Below are 18,800 nucleotides of genomic sequence, written 5' to 3'. Positions count from 1 at the left end.
CGCCAAAAATCGCTGCCGCAAGGAATTAACGGAGAACGGACATGGCCACCATCCACCCATTCCTCTGGTTCAACACCGACGCCAAGGAGGCCCGCGATTTCTACCTCTCGGTCTTCAAGAACAGCAAAGCGCTCCAGACGCTCGAATACACCGACTGGGTGTCCGGAACCAACAAGACGGTCCCGCATGCCACCTTCGATTTCGAGCTCGAGGGTCTGCACCTTACAGCGCTCAATGCCGGGCCGCAGCCGCCTTTCAACGAGCGGCTCTCACTCTACATCGAGACCAGGGACCAGGCCGAGACAGACTACTACTATGAGGCGCTCACCGCCGGCGGCGGCAGGGAACAACCCTGCGGCTGGCTCACCGACAAGTTCGGCGTCTACTGGCAGGTCATCCCGGAAATCCTGCCGCGGCTCAGCGCCGACCCGGACCGCGAAAAGGCCAACCGCGTCCGGCAGGCGATGTACGGGATGCGCAAGATCATCATCGCCGACCTCGAAGCCGCCTACGACGGCAAAGCTTGACCCTCACCGAAATCGCAAACGAATGGAGACCTCCCATGACATCGCTCGTGGACAGGAAAGTCATCGTCATCGGCGGCAGCTCCGGCATCGGTCTCGGCGTCGCGGAAGCTGCTCTCAATTGCGGAGCGAAGGTCGTGATCGTCAGCCGGTCGCCCGCGAAACTGCAGGCGGCCGAACGGACGCTCAATACGGGGCACGTGACCAGCTTGGTTGCCGATATGACCGACGAAGCGGACGTCGCTCGCCTGTTCGAGGAGATCGGTCCCTTCGACCACCTGGTATCGACCGCCGGAACACTGCCGCCCGGCGATCCGATCGGCAGTACCGACATGGAGGCTGTGCGAGGCTTCGTCGACAACAAGCTGATTGGGGCCGTCATGCTCTCCAAGCACGCTGTGCGCACCCTGAAGGCCGGTGGCTCCATGACCTTCACCTCGGGCATCAACAAGGACAAGCCGCCAGTGCCGGGAGGCTCGGTCGTCTCAGCGATTGCCGGCTCATTCAGCTACTTCGCCCGCGCCCTGGCGCTCGAACTGGCCCCGACGCGCGTCAATGTCGTGTCTCCCGGATGGGTCGACACACCGATGTGGGACATTGTTGGAGAAGCCAAATCCAGCTTCTTTGCCGACATGGCTGCCCGGTTGCCGTCGAGAAAAATTCCGACCGCTGCGGACGTCGCCGCCGCCTATGTCTACCTCATGGAAAGCGAGTTCACGACCGGCGAGACAATCCGCATCGATGGCGGCCATAACCTGATCTAGCCGCCATTTGCACGCCGCCTGAATGGGTTGAGTCGGCATGACCCGCTAGTCCGGCGCACTCCTGCCGAAGGCGACGAACGCTGGCGGATCATGCCGGCGTAGCCCAATCGGGGTTTACATCGGCAGCCAGGTCCCTAGTTTTAGCGTTTCGCGCCGCGCACCCGAGTGCGTGGATGATCGAGGACGGGACTGTGAGCTCTGGCCGGCCCCTCGAAACTTTCAAAGGATGGCTATCATGACACAGGCCAAGAATGGCGACACCGTGCGCATCAATTACAATGGCCGCCTGGCTGACGGCACTCAGTTCGATTCTTCCGGCAACGAACCGCTGCAATTCACGTTGGGTGAAGGACAAGTGATCGCCGGTCTCGAAACCCATGTCGAGGGTATGGAGGTGGGCGCGAAAAGCACCGTCACCATTCCCGCCGACGCCGCCTATGGCCCCCACCGCCCCGAAGCGGTGATGACCGTCGACCGCGCCCGCGTGCCAGACAACATCAACGTCGATATCGGCACTCGATTGCAGGTCAGAACCGCAGAGGGGCGCCCGATGCCGGTAACAGTCGTCGGCGTGGACGACACCAGCGTCAAGCTCGACGGCAATCATCCTTTGGCGGGACGGGATCTGGTGTTCGACGTTGAACTGGTCGAGATCGTTCAGGCGGCGTAGGCACGGCAAAGCGCGTAACGGCATGATTTTTCGGGTGACGCATTTCGACCGGCGGTTCCGGCGGTGCGTCACCTGTCGGGGGCAAAGACCGCGACGGCGGAAATCGTGTAGCGTGCAGCAACCCATAGAGACATTCGGCATCTGGAATGTCCAATTCAGCGTCGCAGTCTCGAGGACCTGTGGAAGACCTCGCTTGACAGCCGACTTCTCGTGACTGCAAAGTCTCGTGATGCGGGCGATTGGTTGGAATAGAATTGCGCGTGTCGGGGCAATCGTGCTGATGATCGGCACAAATGTTCCTGGGCCGGCGCGTTCCGACTCGCTCCTTCTCACAAGCCCGTCCCAGCCAGCCAATGTCGGCGATGCGATGCTGGCGGCTGCCAATTATCATGATTCCGGCGACTATGATCGCGACCTTGCCGCTGTGGCGAAGCAGGCAGGCGACTGGGTCGTCAAGCGCGCAATGGAGGTGCCTCGCCCCGCACTGGTGCTCGACATCGACGAGACGGCGTTGGCCAACTGGGAAGTGATCACACGTGACAATTTCGGCCGCCCGATCGGCGGCGCCTGCGACATCGCAATCGACGGCCCCTGTGGCTGGGCCGCCTGGGATCAGCTTGCGAAGGATCCGGCTATCGACCCTGTGCTGGAGGTTTTCCGGCAGGCGCGAACGGCGAAAGTCGCGGTGTTCTTCATCACCGGACGTCCGGAGGACCAACGTCAGGCAACCGAACAGAACCTGCAGTCGGCCGGCTATGCCGGCTATGAGCACCTTTACATGGTCCAGCCTGGGGCCAAATACGGCTCCGCAGCAGATTTCAAGGCACCCATAAGGGCCGAAATCGAAAAGGCCGGCTACACGATAATTGCCAATGTCGGTGACCAGCCATCCGACCTGTTCGGGGGGCATGCCGAGAAGCTGTTCCTGCTGCCTAATCCGTTCTACCGGGTTCGCTGACGGCCTGTACGGCACAAGCCCGGATCCTCGGCTCCTTGCCGACCACCTGCTAAGGTATCAAGACGACCTTGCCGGTTGCGCCGCGCTCCTCCAGCAGGCGGTGTGCGTGGCTGGCCTGGTCGAGTGGGAAGCGGCCACCTTTGGTCACCACAAGCTGACCACCAGCGGCCAGATCGAAAAGTTCCAAAAGGCCGTCACGGAGCCCGTCCGTAGACAGCAACGGAAGCAGGGCAAAACCCCTCAGCGACTGGTTGCGGCCGATCATCGCCTCCATCTCCGGGGCGCCGAGCGCGTATCTGCCAAGGGCGGCAAACACCAGCTCTCCGCAAGGCGCCAGGGCCTCGAGCGCGGCCGCCGTCAGCGGGCCGCCGACGATGTCGTAGATGATGTCGACGCCAGCGCCACCTGTCGCTGCCCGGGCGTGCTCGGGCCAATCCGCGTTGCTGTAGTCGACGGCGGCATCGGCTCCCAGCGACAAAGCAAGATCGAGCTTGGCCTTGCTGCCGGCTGCCGCGATGACACGGCTCGCGCCGGCGCGCTTGGCAAGCTGGACGAGCAACGAACCGACGCCACCCGCGGCAGCGGCGACCAGCACCGATTTGCCGGCCGGCCGGCTTTGCCGCGATAGATGCAGCGCCGTCAGCCCTTGCACCATCAATGCCGTCGCGTCTTCGAACGAGAGCGCATCCGGCAGCGGCACGGCCAGGCTTGCGTCGATCGTCACATACTCGGCATAGCCGCCAAACGGCTGGCTTGAGGCGAACAACGGCGCAGCGACGCGCATGCCGAGCAAGGAAGCCTCCACCCCATGCCCAAGCGCCTCCACGATCCCGGCGGCCTCGACACCAGGGATCATCGGCAGCTGCGGCGTCACCGCATAGCGATCCGCGCGCATCAGCACTTCGAAGAAATTCACCCCGGCCGCATGAACGCGGACCAGGACCTCGCCGGCTTGCGGCTCAGGCTTCGGCACCGCGACTATCTCGAGAACGTCGGCCTCGCCGAAACGGTTCAGTTGAATAGCTCTCATCGCAGGCACCGATTGCTGTTGGCATCGGCCGCTGTTTGCCACTATCTGCCTGGCTTCGACTACACACCGATTTGTCCGCTGCTGACCGGGAGGTGACCATGACCAAGCTGATCAAGAGGCTGCCGATGCTGCCGGCGGAGCGCGCGCTGAAAGTGATTTCGGGCCGCTGGAAGGCCGTCATCCTGTACCATCTCTTCGACAGGCCCCGGCGGCTGTCGGCGCTGCAGGCGCTGATGCCCGGCATTACCCAGAAAGTGCTGATCCAGCAGCTTCGCGAAATGGAAGAGCACGGCCTCGTCCGCCGCGAGATCTTTGCCGAGATCCCCTCGCGCGTCGAGTATTCGGCGACGCGGCTCGGCCTCAGCCTCGAGCCGATCCTGCTGGCACTTTGCAAGTGGGGCCAGCATCACGCCGACGAGCTGAACGAGATGGACCGCCTTGCCGATTGCATCATCAGGCCACGGCAAGCGCAGGACGCCCATGCCGTGTGAAACAAAAGGGGCGGCGCATGCGCCGCCCCAATGCTTGGGAGAATTAATCCTTGGGAGGACTGTTCGAACCTATGCTCAGGCCGCCTTGACTTCCTCGGCGACGGCATCGGCCTGACGCGCCGTCTTCAGCACCCTCGCCCACCATGCAATGTCGTTGACCAGCGCGGTTGCCGCCTGGTTGAGGTGCTCGAACTCGTCGAGCTTCTTGTCGCCTTGCTTGACCGCAAGGAAATCGGCCCAGGAGATGTGTACGGCGGACTTCACCGGCGCCATCTGCAACTCGACCGCATGCAGCCTCAGCTGCTCGACCGCGCGCGCGCCACCGACGCTGCCATACCCGACGAAGCCGGCCGGCTTCTTGTTCCACTCGTTGGCGGCGTAGTCGATGGCGTTCTTCAGAACGGCCGTCGGGCCATGATTGTATTCGGCGGCGGTGAAGATGAAGCCGTCGAATCCGGCGACCTTCTTTTGCCAGCGCTGCGCCACTTCGTTCTGCGACGGCGCCCAGGCGGAGGATGCGACCTCATCGAAGAACGGCAGCGGGAAATCGCGCAGGTCGACGACTTCGACGTCGATATCGGCATGCGACTTGGCGATCCTGGCAATCCATTGGGCCGGGACGTCGGCAAAGCGCGCGGCGCGGGTCGAACCAATGACGATGGCGATTTTGGGTTTTGACATAGAGGGGCTCTCCTTACAGCAATACTGGTATCGTTTAGATACCTGAGCTATATGAGTAACCGGCCGCTCAATGTGCAAGGAGGCACTTTTTTGTTACCAAGGCACCCGCACCGCACCGAGGACTGCCGCGCCGTCTCGGAAATCCTGCAGCGCGTCGGTGACAAATGGACTGTGCTCGTCGTTGGCAAACTCGGCAACGGGCCGCTGCGTTTCAACGAGTTGCGCAGCGCGGTCGGCGGCATTTCGCAAAAGATGCTGACCACCACCTTGCGCGGGCTCGAGCGCGACGGCTTCGTCACCCGCACCGTATTCCCGACCATCCCGCCGCGGGTCGACTACGAATTGACCGATCTTGGCTACGAGCTGCTGGTGCCGGTCGATGCGCTCGGCGAATGGGCACGCAAGAACACGGAGCGCGTCAAGGCCGCGCGAGAAAAATTCGACGCCATGCACAGCTGAACCCTTGCGCTGCAAGGGTTTGAAGCTGTCGGGGATGCTCCGGACGAGCCCTACTGCTGTAACTGCATCTTGCTCTTCGGCAGCTTCTCGATCCGGTTCCATTTCGGGTTGGGACTGACCACCTTGCCGCCAATCGTGCAGGTCGTGGTCGTCTCCTTGCGGCAATTGCTCACCGTCGTGCCGCTGGTGTCGCATTTCGTCGCCGAGCAGATCTCGCACTTGGCCGCCTGCCCGTTGATTGTGCGATTTTCCGACGTGCAGGTGGCGCCTGGATCGCCTTTTTTGACCTCGGCAAAGGCGCTTGCTGACGACAGGCAGAGCAAGGCTGCAAAGGCACTCGCCAGGGCAGCGTTCAGCATGTGTTGACGCATTGTCTTTCCTCCCAAGATCCCGTCGGTCGCGCTGCAGGCGCGCATGCGGGAACCCGTCGGTCAAAGACCACGCGGGATCGCTGTCCGCATCCCCCGCGCGGGAGAGACTGCTGTCTAAATCCGTCTTCTGGAATCAGGCCGGGTCAGCCTTCGGCCGGAACCGCCTTCGGCTTGCCTTCGCCGTCCAGCGCCACCATGACGAAGTCGGCATGGGTGACCTTCTCCATCAGGTCGGAGAGATAGCGCTGCGCCCAGGCCTCGACCTTGAGCGTCATCGAGGTGCGGCCGACGCGTTCGACATGCGTATAGATGCACAGCGTGTCGCCGATCTTCATCGGTTTGGCGAAGGACATTTCCTTCACCGCCGCCGTCACCACGCGGCCCTTGGCGCGCTCGGCGGCGCGGATGCCGCAGGCGAGATCCATCTGCGCCATCACCCAGCCGCCAAAAATGTCGCCTGCCGCATTGGCGTCCGAAGGCATAGCCAGCGTCCTGAGCGTAAGATCGCCGATCGGCCGCCCGTCCGCATAATGCACCATTGGCCAATCCTCTCGAACCGATCGCCCAGACCCCGTACCGTCGCGGCACGGACAGGTCAACGCCATTGAATGGTGTCGCGGCCTGCAGTTCGGGTATCGGTCGACGGTGTTGAAAGGATGCTGTGCGCAGCTAGACGAGCCCAACCAGTAGGATTGCATTCTATGGCCGAGGTGAGAAGGCTGGCGCGCCCGATGGCGCGACAGAACCAAGCCCTCGCCGATAGCCGTGCTTCACAAAGCGGGCCAGGGTGTCGGGACGTAGGCGTAGGCGTTGCCGTCGCGGATGACATGACCGATGCCTGGGAAGGGCAGGTGCATACCCGCGACGAGCAGGCCATCCGCCGACACCATGTCGAGCACCTTCTTGCGCGTGGCGATTGCGGCCTCCTGGTCCACGTCGAAGGCGATTGCCCATTCCGGATGCGCAAATTGCAGCGCGGAGGCGTGGATTACGTCAGTCAAGAGCAGCAGGTTGGCATCACCAGAGCCAATTCGAAGCGCGAGATGCCCCGGCGTGTGTCCAGGCGCAGGCAACGCGCTGATCCCGGGCGCGATCTCGACCTCGCCTTTGATCTTCCGGACCTTGCCATGGTAAGGCAGCAGCGATTTGCGCGCTATTTCGAAGTACGGCTTCATCTGGTCGGGCGCCTTGAACCGTATCCCGTCATCGTGCCAGAAAGCGAATTCCGGCGCGGCAACCACGACCTCCGCTGCCGGGAAGGCGGCCGTGCCGCCAATACCGACAAGGCCGTTGGCATGGTCGGGATGGAGGTGGGTGATGATTATCGTGTCGATTTCTTCCGGCCCGACGCCAGCGGCGGCGAGCGCCTCGGGTATATGTCCCAGTATGGGCCCCAGCGCCGATGCCGTGCCGGTATCGATCAGTACCCGTCTGTCGCCTTTGGTGACAAGGTAAGCATTGACCGAGGTCGGGAGTGGTTTTGGCAGGAATGCCTTTGCCAGCAGCGCTTCGGCGGCAGCGGTATCTGCGGAAGGGAAGAGTTCGAGGCCGAGATTGAGGTAGCCGTCGCTCAGTGCTGTGATCTCGAGGTCGCCGAGCATGAACCTGTGGGCGCTCGCAAGCGAAGCCGGAGACGGGGCGGCGATAGCCGCAGCGTTGCTCCCAAAGAGGCTGATCGGGGGAAGTAGCAGGGCGCCGGCACTAAAGGTGCCGATACCGAACGTTCGACGGTTGATATTCATGGTCTTGTCTTTCGAATTGCAGCTGAAAGCTGGGCGCAGGGTACGGGATCGCCGCAGGGCGGATGCCGACCGCTCGGACCACTCCATGGAAATGGAAGACCTTCGGGCGGGTCGGCGCTGTTCACGGCGAACTCCTTGCGACATCAATAATGCGCCTCATAAACAGCGGGAATAGCGATGGGATGCAGTTAACTGCTGCAGATTAGGCAGCAATCAATTTTCTGCGCCGAGCCGGAGAACGGCGGGGATGCTGAGCGAAATCCCCTTTTCGAACATCACCCGCATGAACTGCAATCTATGATGCGCTAGCGCGCAGTGCAGGCTAGACTGGGCAAGATAGGTAGCGGATGACGGCTGACATGAAGCTTACCTTTCGCCCACTGACGCCCGATCTGTGGCCGGCACTCGAGGACCTGTTCGGTGACAGCGCCGTCTGCAGTCGTTGTTGGTGTATGTACGGGCGGATCGGTCGTTCTTATCGAAAACGATCCGGTGAGGAAAACAAGGCAGCGTTCCGGCAAGCCGTCCAGCATGGTCCGCCTCCGGGTTTGCTTGCTTTCGACGGCGACATGGCTATCGGCTGGTGCCAGGTGACACCGCGAGATGCTCTGCCCTGGCTCGATCGGCTATTTCGGCTCAAGCGCGTGGATGACAGGCCGGTCTGGTCCCTGTCCTGCCTCTACGTGCGAAGACAATACCGCCGGCGGGGCGTAACATCCCAGCTGATTGCACAGGCCCTGGAAGTCGCAAGGCACGCAAATGCTCCGGCGCTCGAAGCCTATCCTTTCGACGCAGACGTATCGCCGAGCGCTTCCGGCAGCGGATATGCCTCCACCTTCGCGCGCGCCGGGTTCAGGGTCGTCGCCCGCAGGACCCCGGCCCGCCCGATCATGCGCTATGATTTCAAGCAGATTGCCGATCATCGCCTGTGATGCTCGGATCGGTTGGTGGAGGAACAATTGGCTTTAGCGCTCAATCGAATTGTTCTCTACGCCAAGAACCTGGAAGCGACAGTCGCCTTCTACGAAAAGCATTTCGGTTTCAAAGCGCATCGAGAGGACGGTGACCGTATTATCGAATTGGTCAGTCCAGCCGGAGGCACACGCCTGATGCTCCACCAGGCTGGCAAAGGACAGCGGTCGGGACAAATCGACCGTTAAACTGGTTTCGATGTCGAGGACGTCCAGGCGTTTCCTGCGCAACGCGCCAGCGACGGCCTGCTATTCGGCGCCCTGCATGAGGCGGGCGGCTATGTTTTCGCCAACGCCCATGACCCATGCGATAACACGATTTCAATTTCCAGCCGCGCCTTCCGCAAAGCAGTCGCGTCATAGCGTGAGCAGCGCGCGCCAGTCGCTTTTTTCACAAGCGATGCCGGAAGCTCCGTGATGGCGGCGGTCCGCGGCGTCTAGGCTGGGCGAAATTCAGGGCCATCTTTATCCACCATGCAGACCTATGACTTCATCATCGTCGGTTCCGGCTCGGCCGGCTCGGTCCTGGCCGAAAGGTTGTCGGCTTCCGGCCGCTTCTCGGTGCTGGTGCTCGAGGCCGGCGGCAGCGACCGCCGCTTCTACGTGCAGATGCCGCTCGGCTATGGCAAGACCTTCTTCGATCCGGCAGTCAACTGGAACTACAAGGCCGAGCCGGACCCGGGTCTCGCCGGCAATGTCGACCACTGGCCGCGCGGCAAGCTGCTCGGCGGTTCGAGCTCGATCAACGCCATGGTCTGGATAAGGGGCGCGCGCGAGGATTTCGACGCCTGGCGGGACGCCGGCAATCCCGGCTGGGGCTTCGACGACCTGCTGCCCGCCTTCAAGGCGCTGGAGGACAACCAGGCCGGCGCCGACCAATGGCGCGGCGTCGGTGGGCCGCTGCATATCACCGACTGCTCGACCTCCGTCCATCCGCTCACCAAGCGCTATCTCGCGGCCGCCAATCAAGCCGGCATGCCGCTCAACCCGGATTTCAACGGCGCCTCGCAGGAAGGCGTCGGCGTCTACCAGATCACCACCAGGAACGGCCGCCGCATGTCGGCGGCGCGCGCCTTCCTGCGCCCGGCGATGAAGCGCAAAAACGTCCGCGTCGAGATCAACGCGCTGGCGACCAAAATCCTTTTCGAGGGCAAGCGCGCCATCGGCGTCGAGTATCTCCAGAATGGTGCCACGAAAACCGCCCGCGCCGGCCGCGAAATCATCCTGTCGGGGGGTTCGGTCAATTCGCCCCAACTTCTCCAGCTCTCCGGCATCGGCCCGTCGGCGCTGCTTGGCGCGCTCGGCATTCCTGTCGTTCACGCCAACGAGAATGTCGGGGCAAACCTGCAGGACCATGTCGGCATCAACTACACCTTCAAGGGCAGGCTGCCGACGCTCAACCAGGTCCTGCGCCCGTGGTGGGGCAAGCTGCTGGTCGGCATGCAGTACGTGTTTTTGCGCTCAGGCCCGCTGTCGCTGTCGATGAACAATGCCGGCGGCTTCTTCCGCACCGATCCGGCCGCGGCACGGCCCAACATGCAGCTCTATTTCCAGGCCTTCTCGACCGTCATTCCGAAGAGCGGCGAGCGGCCGATCCTGACGCCCGATCCGTGGCCCGGCTTTTCCATCGGGCTGTCCAACTGCCGTCCGTCGAGCCGCGGTGAAATCATGATCCGCTCCGCCAATCCGCGCGATTATCCCAAAATCGTCGCCAACGCGTTTTCAACCGAGGCAGACGTCGCCGAAATGCTGGCAGCGGTGAAATTCGTCAGAAAGATCGCATCGATGCCGGCGATGGCCGAGATCATCGAGGAGGAGGTTTTGCCCGGTCCCTCGATCACCTCCGATGCAGATCTCATCCAGGATTTCAGGAAGCGCTCGGGCACCGTCTATCATCCGGTCTCGACCTGCCGCATGGGGCCTGACGCCGCGCGCGCCGTCGTCGACCCGCGCCTGCGGGTGCACGGCATCGAAGCCCTGCGCGTCATCGACGCCTCGATCTTTCCCGACAACATCACCGGCAACACCAACGCCGCCGCGATCATGACCGGATGGAAGGGCGCCGAACTGGTTCTGGAGGATCAGCAATGAAAATCACCGACGTCAAGACCTGGGTGGTCGGCAATCCGCCGCCCGGCATCGGCGGCAAGTATTTCATCTTCGTCAAGCTCACCACCGATGGCGGCGTCGTCGGCTATGGCGAAGCTTACAACGCCACCTTCTCGGCCCATGTCACCGCAAAAATGGTCGAGGACATGGCAGAGCGCTATCTCGTCGGCCGCGATCCGCACGACGTCGAAAACTTCTTCCGCCGCGCCTATTCGTCAGGCTTCACCCAGCGCCCCGACGTGTCGGGCATGGGCTGTTTCTCGGCGCTCGAAATCGCCTGCTGGGACATCATCGGCAAGGAGGCCGGCAAGCCGGTCTACAAGTTGCTTGGTGGCCAGGTGCACGAAACGCTGCGTTCCTATACCTACCTCTACCCGCACAGCGGCAGCGTCCACTCCGAGGACGCCCGCGGCAAGAACGTCTACAACGACCCCGATCTGGCCGCCGCCTGCGCGCTCGAATATGTCGAGCAGGGTTTCAACGCGGTCAAGCTCGACCCAGCCGGCCCCTACACCGCCTTCGACGGCCACCAGCCGCGCCTCGTCGACATCGATCTCTCCGCCCGTATGGTCAAGGCGATCCGCGAGGCGGTCGGCACCCGCGCCGATATCCTGTTCGGCACGCACGGCCAGTTCACAGCTTCGGGTGCGCTGCGCCTCGCGCGCGCCATCGAGCCTTATGACCCGCTGTGGTTCGAGGAGCCGGTGCCGCCCGACATGCCCGAGGTGATGGCGCAGGTCGCCCGCGCGACCTCGATCCCGATTGCCACCGGCGAGCGGCTGACGACCAAGTTCGAATTCGCGCGTGTGATCGAGAACCGCGCGGCGACCATTCTGCAGCCGGACCTCGGCCGCTCCGGCGGCATTCTCGAAACCAAGAAGATCGCCGCCATGGCCGAAGCCTATCACATCCAGATCGCGCCGCACTGCTATTGCGGGCCGATCGTCGGCGCCGCCAACATCCAGCTCGCGGTGACGCTGCCCAACTTCCTCATTCTGGAATCGCTGAAGCAGTGGGGCGGATTTCACGAGAAGCTGCTCAAGAAGAAGATCGAATGGCAGGACGGCAATGTCATCCCGTCGAAGGAGCCCGGCCTCGGCGTCGAACTCGATGAAGCCGTTTGCGAAGCGCATCCCTGGACCGGCAAGGACCTGCATTTGCAGATGATGCAGACCCCGCTGATGCCGTGAGCGCCAGCCTGATCCGCAACGGCTTTTGCCGTCGCCGTCTACGACCGCGGCCCGGCGCCTGGTTCCTCGGCACAGAGGACTTGACGGGTCGCTTGCGTTGACGGACCGCATGCCTTGGCGATTAGCGCAAACGCCCATCGCTTCGTCATCCTGGGGCGGAGCAAGGAGCGGAGCGACGCGGCGCAGACCCCGGGATCCATGCCGCGACTTCAGAGCGCTGCTGCGGTGCAAAATTCTGCTCCGCTGCACTCTTTGATCAAGGTTACGGCATGGATCCCAGGGTCTCCGCGATGGAGCTTCGCTCCTGCTTCGCCCTGGGATGACGAAGTTGGGGGGATTCGGCCAATCTCCAGGGTTTGCGATTTACCACCGACAGGAACGACCGACGTTCGCTGCCGATGGGCCGCCACCTGCCAAAATCACTGTTTCAAGGAATTGGTCGACCATGATCGTCAGGCTTCTGGAAGATGCGATCGGAACCGATCTTCGCGCGCCTGGTTTCCCGGCCAAGCTCGAGGCCTGACATCAGGCAATTCTCACGCGATTTCAGCACATTGGCCGGATCGCCGGAATCACCGCCGAAAGAACTTGAATCAACCCCTCAATGCCTTGATTCAATATCTTAGCGTCAAGGCGCCGGGCAGGATCTCGAAGGTCGCCGGTATGCGACCCGGCGATTCGCCGTCTATGTCGATCAGCGCGGCGTTCTTTTGCACATCGCCGAGCGGCTCGACAACCACTTTCTTGCCGCGCAGGATGGTGATCGCCGGATGGTTGCGGTGCCGCCCGCCATAGAGCAGGCGGATGTCCCAGATCAGCTTCAGCTTGCCGGCCGCACGCAGAATGACGATGTCGAACTCGCCGTCGTTAAGCTCGGCGTCGGGCGCGATCATCATGCCGCCGCCGAAGAATTTGCCGTTGGCCACCGCCACCAGTGCCATGCGCGCCTCGACCGGGGCACCGTCGTCGATGGTGATTGCGACGTCCTGGAAGCGGTAGCGGAGGAACTCCCAGACCGTGCGCCAGTAGAACATCGCCTTGGCGGAAACCTTGCCCTTGCGCTTGTCGGCGTTGACGGCCCGGTCGGTGGCGCCGGAGAGCCCGAGGCTGGCGATGTTGATGAAATGGCGGCTGGCAAGCGCGCCGTGGTCGTCGACATAGCTAATGCACCCGGCATCCACCTTGCGGCCTTTGGCCTCGGCAATCCGCTTCAGTGTCAGGTCGACATTGTTCGACAGGCCGAGCCCGCGCGCGAAGTCGATGCCGGCGCCGCACGGCAGCAGCCCAAGCTCGGCCGTCCGGCCGCTTTCCCGGAAAGCTTTCAGCAGCCCGTCGGCGACCTCGCTGGCGGTGCCGTCGCCGCCGGCCGCGATCACCAGCTCGAAGCCGATGGCGGCAAGGTCGAGCGCCAGCCGTTCGGCATCGCCCTCGGCCTGCGTTTCACGCAGCTCGAAATCGCCGAAATGTCTTTTCAGCGACGCCGCAACCTCGGGCCAATGCCGCTTGAGCCTGCCGCCGCCGGCGATCGGATTGAGAACCACCGCGACCTTCAAGCCCGCCTCCCCAAGGCCATCGAACACGCCTTCCAATCATTTGCCGGCATTGAAGCCCGCGCCGGCCCGCGGGGCAAGATCGAATGTCCGACAATGCGGTTTCGGCTTCGAGGCGGCAAAATCCCGACCGGCGGCGGCAGTCGCTGTTTTGGCAGGGTCAGTCCCCGATAATCCCGCTATCCACAGGCATGCGGCAGTTCCGCCAAACACTTATCCGACATACATTAAACCCATCTCAGGCGGCTACCGATCGCGACGCCGAAAGGCAAAGCGGAACGGCAGATTTCCTGAGGCCCGTACGGCCCTGAACGAGAACAGGCTTGCCTGTTGGAGGGATGGAAGCCGAGAGCTACGGGGCCGCGGAAAGCGTGCGAACGCCGACGGCGGACCGATGCTGCCATGAAGGACGGCAAAAACCTTCGATGGCGCGCTGGGCAAAGCTCGCAAGAGCGGAGACCGGCGTGGTCCGGAACGGACGCTACCCTCGGGTGGCGACTGGCAGGACCGTCAAAATCAAGGCCGGCATGGCGCGACACCTTTCGGGAGTTGCTGCCGCGACCGTGTCCTGATCTGACAGGGAGGCGCTGGGAGAAATCCCGGCGCCGACTGTCTTTGTGGCCCCGCCTGACGATTTTGTCGGCGACGCTTCACCCTGCGCCAAAATCAGCTACTATCCATTTGCCGTCGGGGGCCGCTTAAAAGGGCTGACGGCAGGGGGACATTTCATGACGCTCATCCAGAAGCTTGCTGTTGCCTATGCTTTCCTGTTCTTCGGCGTTGTTGCCATCGGCTATGTGCCGGCCTTCAACGATGCCGGCGGCAATCTGTTCGGCCTGTTCTCGCTGCAATGGTATGATGATTTGTTGCACGCCTTCTCCGGCGTCTGGGCGCTGGCGGCCGCCTTCATCTCGCACCGCCAGGCCGTGTTCTATTTCAAGCTGTTCGGCTCGGTCTATCTGTTCGACGGCGTGCTCGGCCTGGTCACCGGTTCCGGTTGCCTCGATGGCGGCATTTTCATCAACGGCTTCCGCTCCTTGAACGACATCGAATTCCCGGCCCGCTTCTTCGCCAACCTGCCGCACATCGTCATCGGCGGCTTCGCCGTCTATGTCGGGTTCTGGCTGTCGAAACGTGTGTACGACCATTTCGCCACGGCCTGACCGGCCATGTTCCTGTTCCGCTGGCTGAAGCGCATCATCAAGGCGATCCTCTGGCTCGTCGTCATTGTCGTGTTGATCCCGATCGCCGGGCTGGCCTACGGCTTTCTCACGACGCCGTCGCTGGACACAACGCCATTGTCGGGCGTCGCTGAGGGTGCCCCGCCGAAGGCGCTGGCCGACAAGATCCGTGCCGAAATCCCCGGCTACCAGCGGACGGAGGAATCGACCTTTCTCACCTATCCGGAATGGGCCATCGTCTACGCCGCCCGCGAATATGCCGGCTTCGTCGACAAGAACCAGCCGAGCGGTTTTCCCTATCTCTCCTATATCGGCCGTTTCTGGCAGGACTATGCGACGGTCATCCGCGCCAGCTCCGCCTACAAGTTCAACCTCGACAACCACCAGATGCTGGTGATCATCGGCACCAGCCACACGATCGAGCACGCCATCCAGTGGGCCTATGAAAATACGGTCGGCCGCGTCACTGAAGCGACCGCCGGCAAGCGCACCGCCGTCGATATCTACCAGGCCAAGGTGGCGGCGGACTATGCCGGTTTTCTCGACCAGGTGCCGTGGTACCAGTTTCCCTATGCCGAAAAGCGTGCCGGCCTGTTCGCCGTTCAGCCGGCAGCGGACGACAGCGCCTTCCGCACCAGCGAACGCAAGCTCGCCTTCGGCCTCGCCGACACCATCAAGCAAGGCTACGCCGATCTGATCAAGTCGGCGCTCGCCGCCACCACCGACCCGGCCTTGCTCGACATTCACGTCTGGGCCAAGGGTCCGGTCAGCGAGGTGACGCGCAACGAGCCCGACACCTTGCTGGAGCGCGATCTCGGCGCCGATGGCATGGTCTTCGTGACAAGGCGCTATCAGGTGTTCACCGACATGATCCCGCGCCTGATCGGCAAGGGCATCTCCTTCGTCGAGATCGGCGGCAATGACGAGATCATGGTCACCATGCTTTCCAACGACGAAATCAATGTTCCCGAAGGTGCACGCACCTTGTTCAGCTACCCGCTTCCGGCGGAACCTTCGACGCGACGCACCGGCCTGACCGTCGCCGTGCGCAAGCTGCACATCGTGCTGCCGGCGCTGATGACGGCGGGCGCCAGGCTCGAGCACGTCTACGATTACTGAGGCCTTTCGGCCACAGCCGGCCCCGGCAAGACGTTGCGTGATGCTCCGCCACGCTCATTCCACAATCGCGGCCAAATCCCGCCTTGTTCCGCAACGATTGATGACCCCGCAGCACTTTGTCTTGCGCACATCGCCAGGCAACTCGGAGGGACAAGATTGTGATCAAGACCGCCCTTGTCGCCATGACCATCGTCGGCTGCGATTGCGACGCCAGGCTTTGCGAATATATCGGCGAGACGCCCGCCAAATGGTCGACCATCGCCGAATGCGAAGCGGCGATGAAAAGCCAGATGCTGCACGAGCGCAATTTTGACTATCCGCTGGTCTCCGGCATCTGCCGGACACAGAACTCGTCATCTCAGCTCGCGGCGACCGCTTCGGAGCCCGAATTGACGACGGCCAGCACCGCCGCGACAGACCCGCTGCCACCGGAACTGAGCCATCGGCCCAGTGCTGCCGTCGGAACGCAGGCAACGGCGACGGAAACGGAAACCGTCCGGCCAGTCGCCTATGAAGCGGCGGTCGATGGCGGCCGCGCGGTGCTCTACCGCACGAAGGCGGGTTACGCCGTGGTCAAGACCGATCTCGGCCGCGCCGCAGCGGCAACGATCGGCATCGCCAAGCGCTCGGCGAACTGGCTGGCGGCGAAACTGCCTGACGGTCTGTAACCGACGCTCAGGCCGTGCCGATCAATGCCCTGATGGCGCGATAAAAAGTCGACGAAAACAGCTCATCCGGATCGTATTGCCGCTTCTTCGCCAGGAAGGACGGCAGTTCCGGATAGGACGCAAGCAGTTCCTTGCCCGTGTAGTGGAGCTGGTAGGGCAGGAAGAAACGCCCGCCATGCTTGATCGTCACATCGATCAGCGCCCTTGTCAGCGCCCGCATCCTGGCATTGCCGTCGGCGTCGGTCGGCTGATTGATGTAGAGCACCAGCGAATAGGCCGGCTCCGGCGCATAATTCAGCGCCACATCCTCTTTGTGGACGACGCGCACCGACGCGTTGAGCACCGGCAGGCTCTGGTTGCGCAGGATCTCGCGCGCTTCGGCGATAAACGGGTTATAAGCGGCGCGCGGGATGAAATACTCGTGCAGGATGTCGGTCTCATCGAGCAGATCGTTGAACAGATAGGGCACTGAATCGTGCATCGGATTGTTGCGGGTGACGAGGCAGGCCTCGCCTTCGGCCATTGCCGTCGTGCGCGCCACCGTGCAGCTCTCGAATTGCGGCTCCAGCGTCTTTTCGGTGAACCATTTCAGTTCCTGGAACAGGCTTCCCCATTTCGCCAGGTTGATGATCACCCGTTTGAGCCCGACTGAACCCGGTTCGCCGATTGCCGGCTGGTCGGCCGGCGGCTGGTTGGCCACCTTGTCATAGCGGTAGACGATCATATCCTCGAGGAAATTACCCGGCGCTGTCGACAGGTGCCCATAACACAGACCGATCGCCCTGTTTGGCTCCAGCACCTCGGCGAAGAACCTTGGAAAGTCGTCCGATTTGATGATCTCGCGCGAGGTCCGGTAGACGGCATTGTCGACAATGTCGAGCGTCGCCTCCAGCACCACGCCGAACAGGCCGTAGCCGCCGACGACGTGGCGGAACAGCTCGGTGTTTTCGGCCGGTGAGCAGGTTGTCACCGAACCGTCCGCCAGCATCACCCGCATCGATCGGATCGAGCCGGCGACAGAGCCGGCCTGGTGGTCCATGCCATGCGCGTTGACCGACAGCGAGCCGCCGACCGAAAAGATGTCGGTCGATTGCATCGCCTTCACCGCAAAGCGCGGGTGCAAAAGGTTCTGGATGTCGTGCCAGCGCGCGCCCGGCTGCAAGGTCATCGTCTTCGCAGCCGGGTCGACGCTGACCTTGTTGAATTTGCGCATGTCGAGGACCAGTGCGTTGTCGTCGAAAGCGTGTCCGCCCATCGAATGGCGCACAGCCGCGACCGAGACCTTCAGGCCATTGGTGCGGGCAAAGGCCAGCGCGCTCGCAACGTGGTCTTCCTCGCTGACTTCGACAACGCCGTAGACCGGCGTCATTGACAGGCCGCTGGCATCGTTGATGTCGCCGCCCTTGGTCAGCCATGGCAGCGACGGATCGTAGGCTGGCGGGCCCTCCAGCGGCTTCTGCGCCAGATCGATGCCGTCAATGTCGTCGATGCGCCCGGAATTCTTCTGCCCCGACGGACCGCGCGCCAGCCGCGCCACTGTCGTCCCGCCCCAGACCATCGCGCCGCCGACCACTGCCGCACCCAGCAGCAGCCGCCGCGACAGGCGAAACCCCTTGCGTTCTTCGACCATGACACCCCTCGCTGCCTCAGGGATAGCGCGGGTTTCCGGCAAAAACCAGAGCCGGAGTGCGTAGCAGAACTAGCGGCAGTTGCGGCATCAGGAGCATCTTCTTATGGTTGCAATTAAGGTATGCTTCGCGCTATGATTGAAGATCCGAACGGATCCATGATGATGCTGACCATTGTATGGGCGCCCATTCCATGAAGCTCGTGTCCCGCGCGATACTGTCCCTGATGCTAGAGCTTGCTCCGATATGCGCCGAGGCTCACGACTCCAGTCAGGGCGACGACAGCGTCGTCGCAGTCGCGCCTGACGATCCAGATATGGCGGCGGCGACTGCACAGGCACGTGCCACCCTGGACGCATTCCTGGCATTATCCCAGACACCGCCACCTGGAACGGAGACATTCAAACTGAAGGTGATGATCAAGGACGGACATGTGACCGAACACTTCTGGGTCATCCCGTTCCAGCGGAACGAAACCGGATTCGTGGGGATATTGGCGAATGAGCCACATAGTGTTCACAACGTCGTGGCTGGCCAGTATGTAGAATTCAACCGAGACGATATTTCCGACTGGGGATACACCAAAAACGGTCACCAGGTTGGCAGTTTCACCGTCTGTGTGATGTTCAAGTCGATGCCGAAGGAAGAAGTCGACTACATGCGTAGCCAACGCGGCTTCGATTGCTGACTGCCC

General features: G+C 62.6%; 20 protein-coding genes and 1 pseudogene. 14 read left to right on the top strand and 7 right to left on the bottom strand.

What is annotated here, in order from left to right:
• Window positions 1–41 precede the first annotated feature (41 nt).
• The 4 genes from NKI63_RS15240 to NKI63_RS15225 all read left to right on the top strand — a co-directional run bounded on the left by NKI63_RS15240 (window position 42) and on the right by NKI63_RS15225 (window position 2,916).
• Window positions 42–527: a VOC family protein gene (locus NKI63_RS15240; RefSeq protein WP_254819234.1), complete on the top strand. Its 486-nt coding sequence runs from the start codon at window positions 42–44 to the stop codon at window positions 525–527.
• A complete protein-coding gene (locus NKI63_RS15235) occupies window positions 524–1,288 on the top strand; it encodes an SDR family oxidoreductase (RefSeq protein ID WP_352506710.1) in 765 nt (254 codons plus the stop codon). The genes NKI63_RS15240 and NKI63_RS15235 overlap by 4 nt, the downstream gene beginning before the upstream one ends.
• A gap of 235 nt (window positions 1,289–1,523) precedes the next feature.
• Window positions 1,524–1,958: an FKBP-type peptidyl-prolyl cis-trans isomerase gene (locus NKI63_RS15230; protein ID WP_352506709.1), complete on the top strand. Its 435-nt coding sequence runs from the start codon at window positions 1,524–1,526 to the stop codon at window positions 1,956–1,958.
• A gap of 280 nt (window positions 1,959–2,238) precedes the next feature.
• Window positions 2,239–2,916, top strand: coding sequence for an HAD family acid phosphatase (locus NKI63_RS15225; protein ID WP_352506708.1), 678 nt, complete (start codon window positions 2,239–2,241; stop codon window positions 2,914–2,916).
• Window positions 2,917–2,965: 49 nt separating this feature from the next.
• Here the strand turns inward: NKI63_RS15225 and NKI63_RS15220 are convergent, their stop codons facing one another.
• The gene (locus tag NKI63_RS15220; protein ID WP_352822115.1) at window positions 2,966–3,946 is read right to left on the bottom strand and encodes a quinone oxidoreductase family protein; all 981 of its coding nucleotides are present in this window, start codon (window positions 3,944–3,946) and stop codon (window positions 2,966–2,968) included.
• 98 nt (window positions 3,947–4,044) lie between these two features.
• Here NKI63_RS15220 and NKI63_RS15215 point away from each other — a divergent pair, with 98 nt between their 5' ends.
• Window positions 4,045–4,437, top strand: coding sequence for a winged helix-turn-helix transcriptional regulator (locus NKI63_RS15215; RefSeq protein WP_352646532.1), 393 nt, complete (start codon window positions 4,045–4,047; stop codon window positions 4,435–4,437).
• Window positions 4,438–4,512: 75 nt separating this feature from the next.
• On the opposite strand, the gene NKI63_RS15210 is transcribed toward NKI63_RS15215, so the two are convergent.
• Window positions 4,513–5,118 carry an NADPH-dependent FMN reductase gene (locus NKI63_RS15210; RefSeq protein WP_352477902.1) on the bottom strand — a complete coding sequence of 202 codons (606 nt, stop codon included), beginning with the start codon at window positions 5,116–5,118 and terminating at the stop codon, window positions 4,513–4,515.
• A gap of 90 nt (window positions 5,119–5,208) precedes the next feature.
• On the opposite strand from NKI63_RS15210, the gene NKI63_RS15205 reads away from it, so the two are divergent.
• Window positions 5,209–5,577, top strand: a complete 369-nt coding sequence (locus tag NKI63_RS15205; RefSeq protein WP_254819229.1) for a winged helix-turn-helix transcriptional regulator — start codon at window positions 5,209–5,211, stop codon at window positions 5,575–5,577.
• A 50-nt stretch (window positions 5,578–5,627) separates the two neighbouring features.
• Here NKI63_RS15205 and NKI63_RS15200 read toward each other — a convergent pair whose 3' ends face one another.
• The 3 genes from NKI63_RS15200 to NKI63_RS15190 all read right to left on the bottom strand — a co-directional run bounded on the left by NKI63_RS15200 (window position 5,628) and on the right by NKI63_RS15190 (window position 7,690).
• On the bottom strand, window positions 5,628–5,993 hold the full coding sequence (locus NKI63_RS15200) for a hypothetical protein (RefSeq protein WP_352777030.1): 366 nt from the start codon (window positions 5,991–5,993) through the stop codon (window positions 5,628–5,630).
• Window positions 5,994–6,091: 98 nt separating this feature from the next.
• The gene (locus NKI63_RS15195; protein WP_023678380.1) at window positions 6,092–6,487 is read right to left on the bottom strand and encodes an acyl-CoA thioesterase; all 396 of its coding nucleotides are present in this window, start codon (window positions 6,485–6,487) and stop codon (window positions 6,092–6,094) included.
• A gap of 231 nt (window positions 6,488–6,718) precedes the next feature.
• Window positions 6,719–7,690, bottom strand: coding sequence for an MBL fold metallo-hydrolase (locus NKI63_RS15190; protein ID WP_352737747.1), 972 nt, complete (start codon window positions 7,688–7,690; stop codon window positions 6,719–6,721).
• 359 nt (window positions 7,691–8,049) lie between these two features.
• Between NKI63_RS15190 and NKI63_RS15185 the strand changes: the two genes are divergently transcribed.
• The 4 genes and pseudogenes from NKI63_RS15185 (at window position 8,050) to NKI63_RS15170 (ending at window position 11,960) form a co-directional block, all read left to right on the top strand.
• Complete coding sequence (locus NKI63_RS15185; RefSeq protein ID WP_352777029.1) at window positions 8,050–8,622, top strand: GNAT family N-acetyltransferase; 573 nt, start codon at window positions 8,050–8,052, stop codon at window positions 8,620–8,622.
• Between the two features lie 27 nt (window positions 8,623–8,649).
• Window positions 8,650–9,024 (top strand): annotated as a pseudogene (locus NKI63_RS15180) (VOC family protein).
• 111 nt (window positions 9,025–9,135) lie between these two features.
• Window positions 9,136–10,752 (top strand): GMC family oxidoreductase, encoded by a 1,617-nt coding sequence (locus NKI63_RS15175; RefSeq protein ID WP_352777028.1) that lies wholly within the window; start codon window positions 9,136–9,138, stop codon window positions 10,750–10,752.
• Window positions 10,749–11,960, top strand: a complete 1,212-nt coding sequence (locus NKI63_RS15170; RefSeq protein WP_352777026.1) for a mandelate racemase/muconate lactonizing enzyme family protein — start codon at window positions 10,749–10,751, stop codon at window positions 11,958–11,960. Before NKI63_RS15175 ends, NKI63_RS15170 begins: the two co-directional genes overlap by 4 nt.
• A 614-nt stretch (window positions 11,961–12,574) precedes the next feature.
• On the opposite strand, the gene NKI63_RS15165 is transcribed toward NKI63_RS15170, so the two are convergent.
• On the bottom strand, window positions 12,575–13,513 hold the full coding sequence (locus NKI63_RS15165) for a diacylglycerol/lipid kinase family protein (protein WP_352777025.1): 939 nt from the start codon (window positions 13,511–13,513) through the stop codon (window positions 12,575–12,577).
• Between the two features lie 725 nt (window positions 13,514–14,238).
• On the opposite strand from NKI63_RS15165, the gene NKI63_RS15160 reads away from it, so the two are divergent.
• The 3 genes from NKI63_RS15160 (at window position 14,239) to NKI63_RS15150 (ending at window position 16,478) form a co-directional block, all read left to right on the top strand.
• Window positions 14,239–14,673: a DUF4383 domain-containing protein gene (locus NKI63_RS15160; RefSeq protein ID WP_023719157.1), complete on the top strand. Its 435-nt coding sequence runs from the start codon at window positions 14,239–14,241 to the stop codon at window positions 14,671–14,673.
• A 6-nt stretch (window positions 14,674–14,679) separates the two neighbouring features.
• Complete coding sequence (locus NKI63_RS15155) at window positions 14,680–15,810, top strand: hypothetical protein (RefSeq protein ID WP_352737742.1); 1,131 nt, start codon at window positions 14,680–14,682, stop codon at window positions 15,808–15,810.
• Between the two features lie 158 nt (window positions 15,811–15,968).
• The gene (locus tag NKI63_RS15150) at window positions 15,969–16,478 is read left to right on the top strand and encodes a hypothetical protein (protein WP_352737741.1); all 510 of its coding nucleotides are present in this window, start codon (window positions 15,969–15,971) and stop codon (window positions 16,476–16,478) included.
• A 7-nt stretch (window positions 16,479–16,485) separates the two neighbouring features.
• Here the strand turns inward: NKI63_RS15150 and NKI63_RS15145 are convergent, their stop codons facing one another.
• Window positions 16,486–18,108: an FAD-binding oxidoreductase gene (locus tag NKI63_RS15145; RefSeq protein ID WP_352822108.1), complete on the bottom strand. Its 1,623-nt coding sequence runs from the start codon at window positions 18,106–18,108 to the stop codon at window positions 16,486–16,488.
• A gap of 191 nt (window positions 18,109–18,299) precedes the next feature.
• Here NKI63_RS15145 and NKI63_RS15140 point away from each other — a divergent pair, with 191 nt between their 5' ends.
• Entirely contained in the window at window positions 18,300–18,794 is a 495-nt protein-coding gene (locus NKI63_RS15140; protein ID WP_352822106.1) for a YegJ family protein, read from the top strand.
• Window positions 18,795–18,800: the final 6 nt, after the last annotated feature.

Origin of the sequence: Mesorhizobium sp. M0410 (assembly GCF_040321435.1) — a bacterium.
In the GTDB taxonomy this organism is placed as follows: domain Bacteria; phylum Pseudomonadota; class Alphaproteobacteria; order Rhizobiales; family Rhizobiaceae; genus Mesorhizobium.
This window is presented reverse-complemented; position numbering and strand designations above follow the sequence as displayed.

What these genes read in the sequence shown, in the direction of transcription:
- NKI63_RS15225 (WP_352506708.1), top strand. Translation starts at nt 2,239, where the DNA reads ATGATCGGCACAAATGTTCCTGGGCCGGCGCGTTCCGACTCGCTCCTT.
- NKI63_RS15185 (WP_352777029.1), top strand. Translation starts at nt 8,050, where the DNA reads ATGAAGCTTACCTTTCGCCCACTGACGCCCGATCTGTGGCCGGCACTC.
- NKI63_RS15155 (WP_352737742.1), top strand. Translation starts at nt 14,680, where the DNA reads ATGTTCCTGTTCCGCTGGCTGAAGCGCATCATCAAGGCGATCCTCTGG.
- NKI63_RS15200 (WP_352777030.1), bottom strand. Translation starts at nt 5,993, where the DNA reads ATGCGCGCCTGCAGCGCGACCGACGGGATCTTGGGAGGAAAGACAATG.
- NKI63_RS15230 (WP_352506709.1), top strand. Translation starts at nt 1,524, where the DNA reads ATGACACAGGCCAAGAATGGCGACACCGTGCGCATCAATTACAATGGC.
- NKI63_RS15140 (WP_352822106.1), top strand. Translation starts at nt 18,300, where the DNA reads ATGAAGCTCGTGTCCCGCGCGATACTGTCCCTGATGCTAGAGCTTGCT.
- NKI63_RS15170 (WP_352777026.1), top strand. Translation starts at nt 10,749, where the DNA reads ATGAAAATCACCGACGTCAAGACCTGGGTGGTCGGCAATCCGCCGCCC.
- NKI63_RS15210 (WP_352477902.1), bottom strand. Translation starts at nt 5,118, where the DNA reads ATGTCAAAACCCAAAATCGCCATCGTCATTGGTTCGACCCGCGCCGCG.
- NKI63_RS15190 (WP_352737747.1), bottom strand. Translation starts at nt 7,690, where the DNA reads ATGAATATCAACCGTCGAACGTTCGGTATCGGCACCTTTAGTGCCGGC.
- NKI63_RS15220 (WP_352822115.1), bottom strand. Translation starts at nt 3,946, where the DNA reads ATGAGAGCTATTCAACTGAACCGTTTCGGCGAGGCCGACGTTCTCGAG.
- NKI63_RS15215 (WP_352646532.1), top strand. Translation starts at nt 4,045, where the DNA reads ATGACCAAGCTGATCAAGAGGCTGCCGATGCTGCCGGCGGAGCGCGCG.
- NKI63_RS15175 (WP_352777028.1), top strand. Translation starts at nt 9,136, where the DNA reads ATGCAGACCTATGACTTCATCATCGTCGGTTCCGGCTCGGCCGGCTCG.
- NKI63_RS15160 (WP_023719157.1), top strand. Translation starts at nt 14,239, where the DNA reads ATGACGCTCATCCAGAAGCTTGCTGTTGCCTATGCTTTCCTGTTCTTC.
- NKI63_RS15145 (WP_352822108.1), bottom strand. Translation starts at nt 18,108, where the DNA reads ATGGTCGAAGAACGCAAGGGGTTTCGCCTGTCGCGGCGGCTGCTGCTG.
- NKI63_RS15240 (WP_254819234.1), top strand. Translation starts at nt 42, where the DNA reads ATGGCCACCATCCACCCATTCCTCTGGTTCAACACCGACGCCAAGGAG.
- NKI63_RS15195 (WP_023678380.1), bottom strand. Translation starts at nt 6,487, where the DNA reads ATGGTGCATTATGCGGACGGGCGGCCGATCGGCGATCTTACGCTCAGG.